Raw genomic sequence first — 17,136 nt, 5'->3', positions numbered from 1 at the left:
TTGTTAGTGAGTAGTTGGGTCAGATATACTGTTTAGTGTATTGGTTTTAACTTTCAACTATCTTTCCCGCCTTTTCTACCGCTTTTTTCAGCGCATTCAATTTATTATTGACTTCCTGTAATTCATTTTCAGGAACAGATTTAGCTACAATTCCGGCTCCGGCCTGGTAATACAGGGTATTGTTCTTGCTTAAAAATGTTCTGATCATAATAGCCTGGTTACAGGTCCCATTCAAACCAATCATCCCAATACATCCTCCATAATATCCACGGGAATCTTTCTCATACTGATTGATAAGCTGTAAAGCTCTGTGTTTGGGTGCTCCGCTTAAAGTTCCCTGTGGAAAAGTTGCAGAAACCATTTCAAGAGGATTGATGTTCTCCGGTAAATCAGCGGTTACTTCACTTACCATATGAATAACATGGGAGAATAATTGAATTTCTTTCAGTTTGGTAACGGTTACATTTTTTCCAAGCTTTCCAAGGTCATTTCTTGCCAGGTCTACCAGCATGGTATGTTCGGCATTTTCTTTTGGGTCAGCTTTTAATATTTCGATAGATTCCAGGTCTGTTTCAAAATTCCCTGTTCTTTTGGATGTTCCGGCAATCGGATGAATAATGGCCTTATTGTTTTTGATAATCAGTTGACTTTCAGGGCTTGATCCGAATAGTTTGTAGTTTCCGTAATCAAAATAGAATAAATAAGGAGAAGGATTGATATTTCTTAGAGCACGATATACATTAAATTCATCGCCTTTAAACTTCTGTTCAAACCTTCTGCTTAAAACCAATTGAAATACATCCCCTCTCATGCAGTGCTTTTGAGCTGTTTTTACCAATTCGATATAATCCTCGTTGGTAATATTGGAAGTTTCCTGGCCATTTTTTTCAAAAGGATAAACCGGGGTATTCTGGTTTTTAATAATATTTTCCAAAAAGCGAAGTTCAGATTTTATACCGTCAATTTGATTTTCAATAATATACATCTCATCATTAAAATGGTTGATGGCAATCACATATTGATACAGTCGGTATCTGAGGATCGGAAGCTCTACTTCAGGGCTTTGCTTCTTCAGATTTACATTTTCAAAAAACTGTACGGCCTCAAAACTTGTATATCCAAAAAGGCTTTGAGCAGTCTGTTCGATAGGGTCATCTGTTTTTTCACATTGGAAAACGGTACGAAAACTTTCAAAGATCTCCGTAATGTCACGCTCCATGATTAATTGTTTTACAGGAGCGGAATTAGGAAGTTTAACTTCAAATTCGTTGAGGTTTTTTACTTCAATTCCTGCAATCGCATTGATGGCAATAAAGGAAAAGTTATTGTCAATACTTTTGGAATCAGAACTTTCCAGAAGGATGGTGTCCCTGAATTTGTCTCTGATTTTAAGATAAATATTCATTGGAGTATGAAGATCTCCTAATGTTTTTTTCGAAACGGTTTTTATTTTGATAGTATCAGTAAACATCTGTAGTTTTATTTTTATGTGAGATTAAGTAATAAAAAAAAGGCTTTAACGGAATCCGTCAAAGCCTATATATTGTATTTTAAATTAATTCTGCTGTATGATTAGCAACATGACAATACCTCCAGACCCGACGAAGAGTTTGAAAGCCACCACCAAATATTGTTGCTCATATTTAACATGGGACAAATGTAGAAATTTTTTTAATACAAAAAATAAAAAATTGAAAAAAAATAAAAAAATAAGTATTACATTTTATTATTCCACTTGTTCAAGCTCTTGTTTAAGTTCTTTTAGCTTTGTTTCGTAAGTGTCATCATCATAATCGTTTAGATAGTTTTCCAATGCTGAAATGTACTCCCGGATAAAGTCTTTGTTGGTTCTGTCTGCTTCATATTTGATCTTTGCAGAATTGACCGGAGCAAGCTTTGAATATTTAACAGCCATCTGTCCTTCAATGGATTGATTATAAAGAATAACTATATTTTTTTCATATCCGGGGATATATTTTACCGGAAATGGTTCTTCCATTCTTGGAATTCTGATGGCATTTTCAATAGGGTAGATGGAAGCCGAAGTTGTAGAAAAAAAAGTGGAGACATATTTTCCATCCTGTTTCTTTACAATAGCTTCGTAATCATGGATATACATGTCGTTCAGCGTAGAATTGGTTTCCTTGTCAGAAGTGATAATAGCTGTACTTTCCACACCGTATTTATGTAAGAACCAGGCATTCAGAAACTGTCCGCCAAATCCGTTTAGAATGGCCAAAGGAAGAATAGGAGCAAGAAACCATGCTTTTCTTGTCAAATATGAAAGCAACCCAAAGAATAAAATGATAATGATCACAGTATAAAAACCGTGATGACTGGTAAAAAACAGAATTTTTGATAGTAGAATCATAGCTTAAATTTACTATTATCTTTTTAATATTAATTTAGAATGAATATTAAATTTCAAAAATTCTGTTCAAAAAATCATTTAGTTCACCGGTTCTGATAAAGGAAGGTCCGTGGTTCCACTATAGAAAACGATTAAGGTGGCCCCTTTTTCTCCGGTTTTACCTCTATGGGCGATATTGACCATTTCGGGAACAACCTGTCCCTGCCTGATCCACTGGGTTTTGCCGTCTTCTTTTCTCTCAATCTGAATTTCTCCTTTTTCTATATACGCCGCATTGATAACAGGATGTTTATGCCAGTTCAAAGCTTTATGGGGAGGAACTGAAATTCTGAGAACGGATATTTCCGGTTGGCCATTCGGATAATTGGGATATGGTGTCCCATCCCATGATTTTGTGGTTTTTAAAAGAGATACAGATTCTATTTCATCGGAATATTCTGATTTCTGATCATCGTGTGATGAATTGTCACAAGATGAGGCGAGGGAAGTAAGCACTACAAATAAGGTTGTAGTTAATACATTTTTTCTAATCATAATAATATTGTATTGGGTTTCAATGGTTGGTGTAGCAAAAATACTAACGAAATTTAAATATCCCTGGAAAATGAATTATTTTCTGGCTGCTGATTTCAAATACTTAGTTTTTAAAAAATATGTTCAAAGAAAACATTTGTCATAAGTTTAAAACTTTATTTTTTATATTTTTGCTTCCAAATTAGAAAAAAATGAAAAAAGTATTAGCTATCGCATTTATCGGAGGGTTATTAGTAGTAAACTGTTCAAAAAAGACAGATCACTCATTACAGGACAGCAACACTATGCTTCCGGAACCTGAAGTAACAACTGTAGTAGATTCTACGGCTAAGACTGCTGCTCCGGCTGCTGCAACTCCTGCTACACCTACTCCTGAAGCTGCTAAAACAGACTCTACAGCAAAGAAATAATGAAAAAAATATTTTTGGCAGGAGCCTTAGGTTTTTTAGCCTTTTCCTGTTCTAAAAAAGAAAATACAGCAGATGTGGCTGCATCTTCTGAGACCGCTGTTGTTTCAGAACCTGCAAAATCTAATCTTTCAGGTGATCAGATCATCGAAACATTGGACTGTTCAGGATGCCACTCTGTTAGCGAGAGAATGATAGGACCTTCATATCAGGAAATAGCGGGTAAATATTCTGAAAAGGATATGGAAATGCTTGCTTCCAAGATTATAGAAGGCGGAAGTGGTGTTTGGGGAGGTGTCCCTATGGCTGCCCATCCACAGGTATCTAAAGAAGATGCCAAAAAGATGGTGGAGTATATTTTAAGTCAGAAGAAATAAAATATGTCTACTGAAAAATCCAGTTTGCACACAAGAAATCTGCATCGTAATCCTTATGATTTTGATCAGCTCATTTCTTGTGTGCCGGAACTGAAGCAGTATGTTTTTGTTAATGCTTATCAGACGGTAACCATTAATTTTAGTATTCCTCAGGCAGTTAAGCTGCTCAATAAAGCATTACTGTCGCACTTTTATAAGGTTAAAAACTGGGATATTCCTGACACTAACCTATGTCCGCCTATTCCGGGACGGGCAGATTATGTACATTATATTGCAGATCTGTTGGCGGAACAACACTATGAAGTTCCTACTGGTGCTTCTGTAAAAGGTTTAGATATAGGAGTAGGAGCAAATCTTGTTTATCCTTTGATCAGCCATAGATCTTATGGATGGACCATGACAGGAACGGATATCAGTGAAGATTCCTTAGCTAGTGCTCAGCTTATTTTAGATCAAAACCCTGATCTTTCACCGGCTATTCAGTTAAAACATCAAAAAAACTCCGAACATATATTTAAAAATATCATTAATACCGGAGAACGTTTTGCATTTTCAATGTGTAATCCTCCCTTCCATGATTCTCAGGAATCTGCCATGAAGGGAAATATAAGAAAAACAAAAAACCTTAACGGTTCCAGGAACCAGAAGCCATTGCTTAATTTTGGAGGCCAGCAGACAGAATTATGGTGTGAAGGGGGCGAACTTGCCTTTATTACAAAAATGATTAACGAGAGTTTGTTGTATTCCTCACAGGTTCTTTGGTTTACATGCCTTGTTTCTAAAAAAGATAATCTTTATAAACTTAGTTCGGTTTTAAAAAAGATAAAAGTAGTGGAGTTCAAGATCATTGATATGGCTCAGGGACAAAAAATAAGCAGAATACTGACCTGGACATTTATTCCCAAACAGAATCGTAAAGACAACTGGTTGTAACCTCAAAGGTCAATTTGCGGTGTAACTGATCCATTCACGACAAAGCAAATTTACCGAGAAGAAGCAATGTTCAGAATTGGATTTTTATACCATTGTAAAGAGATTGGTAATCCAGTTACCGTCTCAAGTCTCATATCTCAAAGTCTCCTGTCTTTACTCTTATGTCCTCGTATCTTAGTTGCAAAATTTACCATTCATCCTTACAATTTGAAAAATTTCTTAAAAAGCGATTGATGGTCACCTCAAAAATGACTAAATTTGTACGCTTTTAGAAAAATAAGAAATGCAATTATCAGAACAAGAAATCATTAGAAGAGAAAAGCTGAACAAGCTTACTGAAATGGGGATTAATGCGTTCCCAGCGGAGGAGTATACTATTACAGATACGACAGAATCTATAAAACAGGATTTTTCTGAGAATAAACAGGTGAAGATCGCTGGTAGATTAATGTCCCGCAGAATTCAGGGGAAGGCTTCTTTTGCTGAGTTGCAGGACTCTAAGGGTAAGATCCAGGTATATTTTAACAGAGACGAGATCTGTCCGGGAGAAGATAAAGAACTATATAACGAAGTTTACAAACACCTTTTGGATATCGGTGACATTATCGGTATTGAGGGTACTTTGTTTACGACTCAGGTAGGAGAGATGACCGTTTTAGTGAAAAACTTTACCCTTCTCACTAAGGCTTTGCGTCCTCTTCCTCAAGCTAAAACTGATGATAACGGAGTGGTGCACGACGGATTTACAGATCCTGAATTAAGATACAGACAGCGTTATGTAGATTTAACAGTAAATCCACAGGTGAAAGAAATTTTCGTGAAGAGAACAAAATTGTTCAATGCGATGAGAACTTTCTTTAATGATGCCGGATACTTTGAAGTGGAAACTCCTATTTTACAGTCTATTCCTGGAGGAGCAGCAGCAAAACCGTTTATCACGCATCATAATGCTTTAGATATTCCATTATATTTAAGAATTGCCAATGAGTTGTATCTGAAAAGATTGATCGTAGGTGGTTTTGACGGAGTATATGAGTTCTCCAAAAACTTTAGAAATGAAGGGATGGACAGAACGCACAATCCGGAGTTTACCGCAATGGAGATCTATGTGGCCTATAAAGATTACAACTGGATGATGGATTTCACGGAGAAATTATTGGAATTCTGTGCTATCCAGGTAAACGGAACTACAACAGCAACTTTTGGAGAGCATAATGTAGATTTCAAAGCTCCTTATCCAAGAGTTTCAATGACAGAAGCCATTCTGAAATTTACAGGTTTTGATATCACCGGAAAAACTGAGCAGGAATTATATGATTTCGCAAAGTCTATTGGTATTGAGGTGAATGAAACAATGGGTAAAGGAAAATTAATCGACGAGATTTTTGGTGAAAAATGTGAAGGAAACTTCATTCAGCCAACATTCATTACAGATTATCCTATTGAAATGTCTCCATTGACTAAAAAACACAGAAGTAAAGAAGGTTTAACGGAGCGTTTTGAATTAATGGTATGTGGAAAAGAAATCGCAAACGCTTATTCAGAGCTTAATGATCCTATTGATCAGAGAGAGCGTTTTGAATCTCAAATGGCCTTGTCTGAAAGAGGTGATGATGAAGCGATGTTTATTGACCAGGATTTCTTAAGAGCTCTTGAGTATGGTATGCCGCCAACTTCAGGATTAGGAATCGGGATGGACAGATTGATAATGTTCTTAACGAATAATGCTTCTATCCAGGAAGTTCTATTCTTCCCTCAGATGAGACCGGAGAAAACCGTTCCTCAAATTGAATTAGGAGAAGATGAAAAAGTAATTCTTGAAATTCTGAATTCTCAGGAAGATGCAATTGCTTTGGCAGAAGTAAAAGAAAGAAGTCAATTATCAGGGAAGAAGTGGGATAAAGCTTCTAAGACTTTGACCAAGAACAACCTTGTGAAAGTTGATAAGATTGATGAAGTTCTTTTGATGAAACTGGTATAGTATCATTGAATTGAAGATAATATTAGAGACTGTTTCCAAAGTGGGATGGTCTCTTTTTTAGTTAAAAATAAAGACTTGATTTTACTTTTTTATTTCAAAAATAATCAAGACCTTATCAATTAGTTTTATCTAAAAATATTATTTTTGTAAGTAATTTAAAAACCTAATCATGAAATTTTTTTTTACATTTTTTTTATTTTTATTTTTTAACATTAATGCTCAACAATGGTATGTTGGAGAAGATATTAATTATATATTTTCGTCAAGGATTTATAGAGATACCAGTACTGAGTTTGCATCTTCTCCGTTAGGCTATTCCTATATTTATAAAGGAAATTATTTGAGGAAAATATTACCAAATGGAGAGAATGATTTAAGTTTTGGTGTCAATGGTTTTTCTACAACCGTTATGCCGTTAAAAACTAATGTTACCGATGAAGGTGCAATAGTCGTTAATGATCAGAATATATTTCTGGCAAGCGGTAACAGAATTGCAAAATATGATGTAAATGGTAATCTTGACACAACTTTTGGTAATAGCGGTTATTTAAATATAAGTGGTAGTGGCAATATTAGCTCTATGGAGATGAGTAGTGATTTCGGATTGTTTGTAAAATGCGGAAATTCACTATCTAAAATTACATCTAGTGGGCAATTAGATAGTAGTTTTATTTCAATAGCAGGTGTTATATCTTTCTCTATCACAAACTCAGCAATTATTATACAGATTTCAAACAATCAATTTAAAAAATATAATTTTGCAGGAGTTCAGGATTTGAATTTTGGAATTCAGGGAGTTCTTCAAGTTTCTGAATTCTCTTCTTACCCATTCAAAGCAGGAGTTAACAAATATACGGGAGATATATTAGTTTGTAGGAATTATCCTGTAGAGCTTAAAAAATATAATGAGAATGGAATTTTGGATACTTCTTTTGGTACTAATGGTATTGCTTCCTTTCAATTACCTGCAGGTGATAATTGGTATCCTACTGGTTTGATTGGACCACAATTTATAAGGGTATTAAAAATAGATTCTAACGGAAAAATTTTGTTGTTTGGAGGAAGTGGAGAAAACCAATATTTTGATGACCGTGTCACAGCAGTAATCATTCGATTCAATTCTGATGGAACATTAGATAATAGTTTTAATAATGGAAATGCATTTCATTACAGAAGGACAAAAGCAGCTATTACAGATGTAAATATGTTAAATGATAATTCCTATTTGTGTTTTGATTATTTTGCAGGTTTTGGTTTTTCATATGGGTCTTGCGGAATTACGAAATATCTACGCACTCCTGATTTATCAAATCTAAATGTTAAAGAAATAAATAATAATAAATTATCATTACATCCGAATCCTATAGAAGACATCTTAAATATTCAATTAAACACTAATGAAAAGCTACAGAAAGTAAATATTTATTCTATAGATGGCAGATTGGTTTTTACAGGAGCAGAATTAAAGACTAATGTGAAATTTTTACCTGCAGGAGATTATATAGCAGAGATAAAAACCAATAAGAATATGTATAGCAAAAAGATTATAAAGAAATAGAATATCCTCTATATCTTGAAAATAAATAATAAAAACCGGTGCAGAATAAGTCTGTACCGGTTTCTTTTTTTTCACTAAGGATTACTTAATTTTATTATTAATTGGTTGGAATTTATAGATTAATATTTCGTGTTGTTATTGTTTAATATCTATGTATTTGTTGTGATTATGATATTATGTTTATTTATTGTTTTATTTTATTATATAAAATTATTCTTTGAATATATTTTATTGAAATAAATGTAATTTATATTCTTTAGGATTATTCTTTTCATTACATTTGATATGAAAATGAATATGTAGATGAATACAACACGAAAAAAAAATCCAGATAATTTTACAAAAAACCAGGGTCTTTATGAGCCTGAATTTGAATTTGATTCCTGCGGAGTTGGTTTTGTAGCGAATATTAAAGGAGTAAAAAGTTATAAGATTGTAAGTGATGCCATTACCATGCTGGAGAACATGGAACATCGCGGTGCTACCGGATATGAAAGTAATACCGGGGATGGTGCAGGGATACAAATCCAGATCCCTCATGAGCTTTTATATGATGAGGCATTAAACGTTGGGATAGATTTACCAGAATCTGGATATTACGGTGTTGGAATGTTATTTTTTTCTCAGAATAATTTTATTAGGGAAGAATGTAAAGAGGTCATCGCACAATCTGCAGAAAAGCTGCATCTTAAAATATTAGGATATCGCCCTGTTCCGGTGAGTAATATTGATCTTGGTGATTTGGCGAAAAGTGTAGAACCCGTGATGGAGATGCTTTTTATTGAGCGTCCTTTTGATCTGGATACTGAAAAAGATTTTGAGAGAAAGTTATTTATTTTTAAAAATTATATTTCTCATCAGATGATCAGTATTACCAATAATGATCCTATTGGATTTTATGTGGCTTCTTTCTCCTGTAAAAAACTTATTTATAAAGGCCAACTGAGAAGTATTCAGGTTCGGAATTATTTTAAAGACCTTACCAATCCCAAAATTCGTTCTGCATTTGGAATGGTACATTCCCGTTTTGCTACCAATACTTCTCCCACATGGAGCTTGGCACAGCCATTTAGATTTTTAGCGCATAATGGCGAAATAAATACTTTAGGCGGAAATCTTAATTGGTTGAGATCTTCTGAAAAAATGTTCCAAAGCCCTTTTTTTACCCCTCAGGAAATGGATATGCTTCTCCCTTTAACAAAACCGGGACAATCAGACTCTTCATATCTCGATAATATGGTGGAGCTGTTGTATCATTCGGGGCGGTCGCTTCCTCATACGATGATGATGCTGATTCCTGAAGCATGGGATGGACATGAGCAGATGGAGCACTACAAAAAAGATTTCTATGAGTTTCATGCCTGCTTGATGGAGCCCTGGGATGGACCCGCTTCCATTTCCTTTACAGATGGTGATATGATAGGAGCTACTCTGGATAGAAACGGACTTCGTCCTTCACGATATTGCATTACATCGGATGATTTGGTGATTATGGCATCCGAATCAGGAGCATTGTCTGTAGATCCCCAAAAAATAATTAAAAGAGGTCACCTTCAGCCTGGCAAAATGTTTCTTGTAGACATGAAAAAAGGAACAATCATCAGTGATGATGAATTGAAAAAAGAAATATGTACCTCAAAACCCTACCGGGAATGGTTGGATAGTATGAGGATTAATATCACCGAATTACCCAACCCTAAAATTCGGTTCAATAAACTTCAGACAGAAGATATTTTTAAGTACCAGAAGGCATTTGGATATTCCAGAGAAGATTTGGACGGAGTGATTAAAGAAATGGCTTCTCATGGTAAAGAACCGATTGGGTCAATGGGATTTGATGTTCCGTTAGCTGTGCTAAGTGAGAAACCACAGCATTTGAGTTCATATTTCAAACAGTTATTTGCCCAGGTAACCAATCCACCGATAGACCCGATAAGGGAAAAACTGGTCATGTCTTTGACTACCATTATCGGAGGAAATGGAAATCTTTTAGAAGAAGATAAAAACTTTGCACATTCTATCAAACTGGAAAATCCTGTTATTAACAATAATCAGCTTGAAAAATTAAGAAGCGTTGATACCGGCAGATTTCAAGCCAAAACTATTTATACTTATTTCAATGCGAGAGGAAAGGAAGGTGAATTGAAAAAAGCGATCGACAGGATTTGCAGGTATGCGGTAGATGCAGTAGATGATGGATTTGAAGTAATTATACTTTCAGATCGGTCACTGGATTCTCAGCATGCATCTATTCCTTCACTACTGGCATGCTCAGCAGTACATCATCATTTGATCAGAAAAGGAATCCGGAGAAAGATCGGTTTGGTAATGGAGGTTGGAGATGTTTGGGAAGTTCATCACTTTGCAACACTATTAGGGTTTGGAGCAACGGCAATTAATCCTTATCTGGCATTGGCAAGTATCAGACAAATGTTTGATGAAGGGGCATTTGAAGAGGAAGACTTAGTAAAGCTAAGAGATAATTATAAAAAAGCGGTAGGAGATGGACTTTTAAAGATATTTTCTAAAATGGGAGTTTCCACTTTACAATCCTACCATGGGGCACAAATTTTTGAAATTATAGGGTTGAATAAACTGGTGGTCAATACATGCTTTACAGGAGCTGTTTCCAGAATTGAAGGCATTGGATTTGATGAAATCACTAAAGAAGCTTTGCTAAAACATCAGGACGCATTTAAGGAGGATATGGAAAACTCTTTACTGGATACAGGAGGTATTTACCAGTGGAGAAGTAATAATGAGTATCATCAGTTTAATCCACAATCTATTCATTTACTTCAACAGTCTGCCTGGAACAATGACTATGATGTTTTTAAAAAATATTCAAGACTTGTCAATCAGCAAATGGGTAAAGCAACTCTACTGAGAGGTTTACTGGAATTTAAAAATGACAGAGAGTCTATCCCGCTGGAAGAAGTTGAACCCATAGAAAGCATAATGAAGCGTTTCGCAACAGGAGCGATGTCTTTTGGGTCTATTTCTTGGGAGGCACATACCACATTGGCAGTTGCAATGAATAGGATAGGGGCAAAAAGTAATACGGGAGAAGGGGGAGAAGATGAAGTCAGATATACACCTGAGAAGAATGGAGATAACTTGCGTTCTTCCATTAAACAGGTAGCTTCCGGAAGGTTTGGGGTTACTGCCAGATACCTTGCAGAAGCAGATGAAATTCAAATAAAGATGGCTCAGGGTGCTAAACCTGGAGAGGGCGGGCAATTGTCGGGTGATAAAGTGGATTCGTGGATTGGTAAAACGAGACACTCGACACCTGGCGTTGGGCTGATTTCTCCACCACCACATCATGATATTTATTCTATTGAAGATTTGGCCCAGCTTATTTTTGATTTAAAAAATGCCAATCGCCATGCCCGGTTATCGGTAAAGTTAGTTTCAAAAGCAGGAGTAGGAACTATAGCTTCGGGGGTTGCCAAGGCAAAAGCAGATCATATTCTGATTTCAGGATATGACGGAGGTACAGGAGCGTCACCTTTAGGCTCAATCCGTCATACCGGGTTACCTTGGGAGCTTGGATTGGCCGAAACCCATCAGACTCTGATTAAAAATAAATTGAGACAGAGGGTTACTCTGCAGGTTGACGGACAGATGAAAACAGGACGTGATTTGGCTATAGCTACTTTGTTGGGGGCGGAAGAATGGGGAATTGCTACTTCTGCGCTCATTGTTGAAGGCTGTATACTGATGAGAAAATGTCATTTGAATACTTGCCCTGTCGGGATTGCCACTCAAAAAGAAGAATTAAGAAAAAAATTCAAGGGAAAAGCTGAACATCTGGTGAATTATTTTAGATTTCTTGCGATGGAAGTTCGTGAGATTATGGCTAATTTAGGTTTCAGGACCATTGATGAAATGGTAGGCCAGTCTCAATGTCTTGAAAGAAAAACAAATACTACTTTCTGGAAACATCAGGGGATAGACCTAAGCCGGGTTCTTTATAAAATAAAAACTGATTTGCCGGTAATTAAATCTGAAGACCAGGATGCGGGATTGGGGAATTCTATTTCCTGGAAAATGGTTGAAGCTGCTCAATACGCTCTTCAAAATAATACATCAATGGAGGCCGAATTTGATATAAAGAATACGGATCGTACTGTAGGGACTATTCTTTCCCATGAATTAACCAAAATTTATAAGTCTGAGGGAATGAATGAAAATTCATTATTATTTAATTTTAAAGGAACCGCAGGACAAAGTTTTGGAGCATTTTGTAATAAAGGAATTACCATGCGTTTAGAAGGAGATGCTAATGACTATTTAGGGAAAGGGCTTTCTGGTGCTCAGCTGATGATTTTCCCTCATAAAGAGGCTATTATTCATGCCAACGAAAATAGCATTGTTGGAAATGTTGCTTTATATGGAGCCACCTCAGGAAAGGTGTTTATCAATGGCATGGCAGGAGAACGTTTTGCTGTTCGGAACTCTGGAGCTACTGCAGTTGTAGAAGGAATTGGTGATCATGGATGTGAGTATATGACCGGAGGAAAAGTTATTGTCCTGGGAGGGGTCGGAAGAAATTTTGGCGCAGGAATGAGTGGGGGTATTGCTTATGTCTGGGATGTAAATAAAACCTTGGAATATCATTTTAATCCTGATATGGCGGATCTGGAATCTATTACAGAGGAGGATAAAGAATTGATCTTTAATCTGATCAAAGAACATTCTGAAAATACAGGAAGTACATTAGCAGAATATATCATAAGTGATTGGGATAACAGCTGTAAGCATTTTACGAAAGTGTATCCGAGAGAATATAAGAAAGTGATTGAAAACCAGATAAATGATATTACGTAATGGGGAAGACAGATGGATTTTTATTATATGAGAGGGAACTTCCCTCTAAACTGGATGTTGAAAAGAGACTTAAGGATTATAAAGAATTTATCCAGAAGCCTTCTGATCAGCAGTTGAATTGTCAATCGGCAAGATGTATGGATTGCGGGGTTCCATTTTGCCAGAATGGTTGCCCTCTGGGAAATCTCATTCCTGAGTTTAATGAAGCTGTGTATAAAAAGCAATGGCAAAAAGCGTATCAGATTTTAATATCTACAAATAATTTTCCTGAGTTTACCGGAAGAATTTGTCCTGCTCCCTGCGAAAGTGCATGTGTGTTGGGAATTAATGACAAGGCCGTTACCATTGAAGAAATAGAAAAGAATATTGTAGAAATGGCTTTTGAGCAAGGTTTTGCCAAGCCAAGACTTCCCAAGCTGAAGACAGATAAAAAAGTTGCTGTCGTAGGTTCCGGACCTGCCGGATTGGCGGCAGCTTATCAATTGAACCAGATGGGATATACGACTACGGTTTTTGAAAGAGATCCTGAAATAGGAGGATTATTAAGATTTGGAATACCAGATTTTAAGTTGGATAAAAATATTGTAGAACGCAGAGTTCAATGGATGAAAGAAGAAGGGATTGAGTTTTGTACGGGAATTAATGTTGGTGTTAATTATGCTGTAGAAGAACTGAACCGTAATTTTGATGCAATTGTATTGGCAACGGGAAGTACTGTTCCCAAAGACCTGGTGATTCCCAACCGGGATGCAAAAGGTATTTATTTCGCTATGGATTTTCTTAAACAGAGTAATAAAAAAGTAAGCGGGATTCCTTTTGAGGAAGAAGAAATTAATACGAAAGGAAAAAAAGTAGTGGTCATAGGAGGTGGAGATACAGGGTCTGACTGTATAGGAACTTCTAACCGTCAGGGAGCAGAAGTGGTGTATCAGATTTATTATAAACCTATGCAGCCAACAGAAAGGGATGAAACGATGCCGTGGCCCAGTTATCCGGCTCTACTACAGATTACTTCCTCCCATGAAGAGGGATGTGACCGTATGTGGTCCGTGAATTCAAAAGAGTTTGTGAAAGATGAAAACGGAACCCTAAAGGGAATTCGCCTGGTGGAAGCAGAATGGACAAAAGATTCTGATGAAGGAAAATGGAACTTATATACAGAAAAACCAGCCTCAGAATTTGTACTCGAATGTGATATTATTTTTATTGCCTTAGGATATACTCATGTTGAGCATAAAGGACTGGTTGAAGCATTAGACATTCACCTGGATCCCAAAGGGAACTTAATCGGAAATAATAAAGAATACAAAACCAATCAAGATAAAATTTTTACCTGTGGTGATGCCAGAAAAGGACAAAGCCTTGTAGTATGGGCTATTGCGGAAGGCAGGCAATGCGCAGAGAAAATTAATGAATTTTTTAAAAATAAATCCTGAATTAACCTGAATTCTGAGTAAGCCCTTTTCAGAGAAGGTAGCTGAATAAGAGTGTTATTATGGGATGGAAACCTGAAGCTCAATTTTATTCATGTTTTATGATCAAAATTACTTACAATATAAACTTCAGGCTTCGAACATCTTATTCTTATCCGGAACTTATTTTCTTAAACGACTGAATGAAAACATCAGGTAAAATAAGAATGGCAGGATAAATAAGGAACCAAGTACCAGCGCCCATCCTAATGCTGCAATTGTTTTGGCTGGAGCTGCAGTGGCGAAAAGGGAAAGATGCTGTCCGTTTGCCAATAAAATAATATCAGGATTATGCTGATAGGTTGCTGCTACAAGGATCATTACCATTTGAAAGCCTGCTAAAGCACGTACAGGAAGTAATTTCTGACGGTTCATAGCGCGAAGGATAAGCAGGAGAGCAATAGTAGCGAAAGCTATAGACATGATCCCCAAAGGTTTTGAGAATACCCATATTACAAGCGGAATATCCGAAATATAAGCTGTGAAAAACACAAGAATTCCGGTAATAACTACAAAGATCATGGTCTGTTTGGATTTTCTGATCATCAGAAGCAGATCTGCTTTATCTCTAGTCTCCCTCAATGAAAAGATGGAAGCAAGATAGGCGCACAGCGCTACTGTAAATAATCCTACAGAAACCCCAAACCAGTTCAGCCAGCTGAAAATATAAAGATCCTGGAAAGTGGTAGCGTTAGGATCGATAGATTGCGAAACCGTAGCCGCAGCTATTAACCCCAGGAAAAAAGGTGTTAAAAGGCTGGCATAGTAAAATATCTGAGTGTATAAAACCTGCCAGTTATCTTTCACGGCATCATAATGCCTGAATGTAAAAGCTGTTCCCCTTGCAATAATCCCTAAAAGCATCAGTACTAAAGGAATGTGTAGATACGTAGACATGGTCGTATAGATTTCAGGAAACCCTACAAAAAGAATCACAATGGCAATGATAAGCCACATATGGTTTGCCTCCCAAACGGGAGCAATAGATTCATACATGATTTCGTGGGTTTTATGACGGGCTTTTTTATTGGTGAAAAGCTCTACAATACCCGCTCCGAAATCCGCGCCCCCCAGAATAATATAAAGACAGATGGAAAGCCATAGAAAGCCTATAACAATGTAAATCATGATTTTTTGTTTTTTTCGTTAAACTTTGGGTCTGTAGGGTCATAAATTTTAGGTACCATTTGTATCTGTCTTTTTAAAAGGAAAATAAGAATCAGTGATAATGATACGAAAATAGCAGTGAAAAAGTAGAAAGAATATTGTATTCCGGGCATTGGTGTTACAGCATCTATGGTCCTCATGACTCCATAAATAATCCAGGGCTGACGACCTACTTCAGTGACTGTCCATCCTGCTTCCAGGGCAATATATCCGAAAGGGGTGGCAATTAAAAATGTTTTTAACAACCATGTTTTTTTCAGCCATTCTTTTTTGAAGAATAAAGCATATAAGTAGATTACTCCAATACAGATCATAATCACTCCAAAGAAGATCATAATCTGGAATGCATAATGGGTAACAGCTATTGGGGGCCATTCATCTTTTGGAAAATCTTTAAGACCTTTTACTTCAGCATTGAAATCATTGCTCACCAGAAAGCTTAGCACTTTTGGAATTTTTACCGCATATTTTATTTCCTCCTTTTCTTCATCCGGAATTCCACCGATCACAAAGGCAGCTCCCTTTTCTGTTTCAAAATGAGCTTCCATAGCTGCCAATTTAATAGGCTGTCTTTCCGCTACAGATTTTGCAGCAATATCACCGCTTAAAGGGGCTCCAAAAGCACCTATAAGGGCAAACCCAACAGCGATTTTAAAAGCTTTGGTATGAAATTCCACATTCCTTTTCTTAATAATCAATAAAGCATGTACACCGGCTACGGCAAATCCTGTTGCACAAAAAGCAGCAACCGTCATATGGAGAGCCTGGGGAAACCAGGCATCGTTAAACATCGCTTTGATGGGATCAATATTCAGATACTGCCCGTTAATGTAATCGAAGCCGGTAGGAGAGTTCATCCAGGCATTGGCTGCGACTACCAGAATTCCGGAAGCCAGCCCGCTTATTCCTACAAGGAAGCCACAAAACCAATGAAACCATTTATTAAATCTTTCCCATCCATATAAAAAGAAACCGATAGCAATAGCTTCAATAAAAAATGCGGTTCCCTCTAAGGAAAACGGCATTCCGAAAATAGGGCCTGCATGCTTCATGAATCCCGGCCACAGAAGTCCCAGTTCAAAGGAAAGCATAGTCCCGGAAACAGCACCTGTAGCAAATAATATGGCTACCCCTTTACTCCAGGCTTTGGTAAGACCTTTATATACTTCATTATTTGTTTTTAAATATTTCCAGTGGGCAAAGGCCATTAAAAAAGGCATTACCATACCCACACAGGAAAAAATGATATGGAAGCCCAGAGATAGAGCCATCTGGGCACGTGCAGCAATAAAATCATCCATAATATCAACTTTTGAATACATAAATTTACGTATAAATTATGGATGTTTAGTATGATTTAAAACAGCCGATAATTCAGGAATACCATGTAATTTTGAATCTTTTATAAATCCACTCTTATTTAAGTTTTCCCTAAGAAAAGTCTACATTTTTTGACACATTTTAACTTTCATAATTCGAAAAAAATCACGATATTTGTAAGTC

The 17,136-nt window shown here is 36.5% G+C and carries 12 protein-coding genes; 7 read left to right on the top strand and 5 right to left on the bottom strand.

The window, feature by feature from the left end:
• Window positions 1-46 precede the first annotated feature (46 nt).
• The 3 genes from JML65_RS01190 to JML65_RS01180 form a co-directional block, all read right to left on the bottom strand.
• Window positions 47-1,471: an anthranilate synthase component I family protein gene (locus tag JML65_RS01190; RefSeq protein ID WP_202269666.1), complete on the bottom strand. Its 1,425-nt coding sequence runs from the start codon at window positions 1,469-1,471 to the stop codon at window positions 47-49.
• Window positions 1,472-1,726: 255 nt separating this feature from the next.
• The gene (locus JML65_RS01185; RefSeq protein ID WP_202269665.1) at window positions 1,727-2,371 is read right to left on the bottom strand and encodes a hypothetical protein; all 645 of its coding nucleotides are present in this window, start codon (window positions 2,369-2,371) and stop codon (window positions 1,727-1,729) included.
• 78 nt (window positions 2,372-2,449) lie between these two features.
• Window positions 2,450-2,905, bottom strand: a complete 456-nt coding sequence (locus JML65_RS01180; RefSeq protein ID WP_202269664.1) for a cupin domain-containing protein — start codon at window positions 2,903-2,905, stop codon at window positions 2,450-2,452.
• Between the two features lie 191 nt (window positions 2,906-3,096).
• Here JML65_RS01180 and JML65_RS01175 point away from each other — a divergent pair, with 191 nt between their 5' ends.
• From JML65_RS01175 to JML65_RS01145, 7 genes are all read left to right on the top strand, one after another.
• Window positions 3,097-3,315 carry a hypothetical protein gene (locus tag JML65_RS01175; protein ID WP_202269663.1) on the top strand — a complete coding sequence of 73 codons (219 nt, stop codon included), beginning with the start codon at window positions 3,097-3,099 and terminating at the stop codon, window positions 3,313-3,315.
• On the top strand, window positions 3,315-3,689 hold the full coding sequence (locus JML65_RS01170; RefSeq protein ID WP_047485492.1) for a c-type cytochrome: 375 nt from the start codon (window positions 3,315-3,317) through the stop codon (window positions 3,687-3,689). Before JML65_RS01175 ends, JML65_RS01170 begins: the two co-directional genes overlap by 1 nt.
• 3 nt (window positions 3,690-3,692) lie before the next feature.
• Window positions 3,693-4,622 carry a 23S rRNA (adenine(1618)-N(6))-methyltransferase RlmF gene (rlmF, locus tag JML65_RS01165; protein WP_202269662.1) on the top strand — a complete coding sequence of 310 codons (930 nt, stop codon included), beginning with the start codon at window positions 3,693-3,695 and terminating at the stop codon, window positions 4,620-4,622.
• A 283-nt stretch (window positions 4,623-4,905) separates the two neighbouring features.
• Window positions 4,906-6,603 carry a lysine--tRNA ligase gene (lysS, locus tag JML65_RS01160; RefSeq protein WP_047485488.1) on the top strand — a complete coding sequence of 566 codons (1,698 nt, stop codon included), beginning with the start codon at window positions 4,906-4,908 and terminating at the stop codon, window positions 6,601-6,603.
• A gap of 169 nt (window positions 6,604-6,772) precedes the next feature.
• Window positions 6,773-8,161 carry a T9SS type A sorting domain-containing protein gene (locus JML65_RS01155; RefSeq protein ID WP_202269661.1) on the top strand — a complete coding sequence of 463 codons (1,389 nt, stop codon included), beginning with the start codon at window positions 6,773-6,775 and terminating at the stop codon, window positions 8,159-8,161.
• A gap of 303 nt (window positions 8,162-8,464) precedes the next feature.
• Entirely contained in the window at window positions 8,465-12,994 is a 4,530-nt protein-coding gene (gene gltB, locus JML65_RS01150) for a glutamate synthase large subunit (protein ID WP_202269660.1), read from the top strand.
• On the top strand, window positions 12,994-14,430 hold the full coding sequence (locus tag JML65_RS01145; protein ID WP_202269659.1) for a glutamate synthase subunit beta: 1,437 nt from the start codon (window positions 12,994-12,996) through the stop codon (window positions 14,428-14,430). Before gltB ends, JML65_RS01145 begins: the two co-directional genes overlap by 1 nt.
• A 159-nt stretch (window positions 14,431-14,589) precedes the next feature.
• Here JML65_RS01145 and JML65_RS01140 read toward each other — a convergent pair whose 3' ends face one another.
• Together JML65_RS01140 and JML65_RS01135 are read right to left on the bottom strand one after the other, a co-directional pair.
• Window positions 14,590-15,594: a cytochrome d ubiquinol oxidase subunit II gene (locus tag JML65_RS01140; protein WP_202269658.1), complete on the bottom strand. Its 1,005-nt coding sequence runs from the start codon at window positions 15,592-15,594 to the stop codon at window positions 14,590-14,592.
• Entirely contained in the window at window positions 15,591-16,934 is a 1,344-nt protein-coding gene (locus tag JML65_RS01135; protein WP_047485739.1) for a cytochrome ubiquinol oxidase subunit I, read from the bottom strand. Before JML65_RS01135 ends, JML65_RS01140 begins: the two co-directional genes overlap by 4 nt.
• Window positions 16,935-17,136: the final 202 nt, after the last annotated feature.

The organism is Chryseobacterium sp. KMC2 (assembly GCF_016756935.1).
GTDB lineage: Bacteria > Bacteroidota > Bacteroidia > Flavobacteriales > Weeksellaceae > Chryseobacterium > Chryseobacterium rhizosphaerae.
The sequence above is the reverse complement of the archived record's forward strand: the minus strand, read 5'-3'. Positions and strand labels throughout refer to the sequence as shown.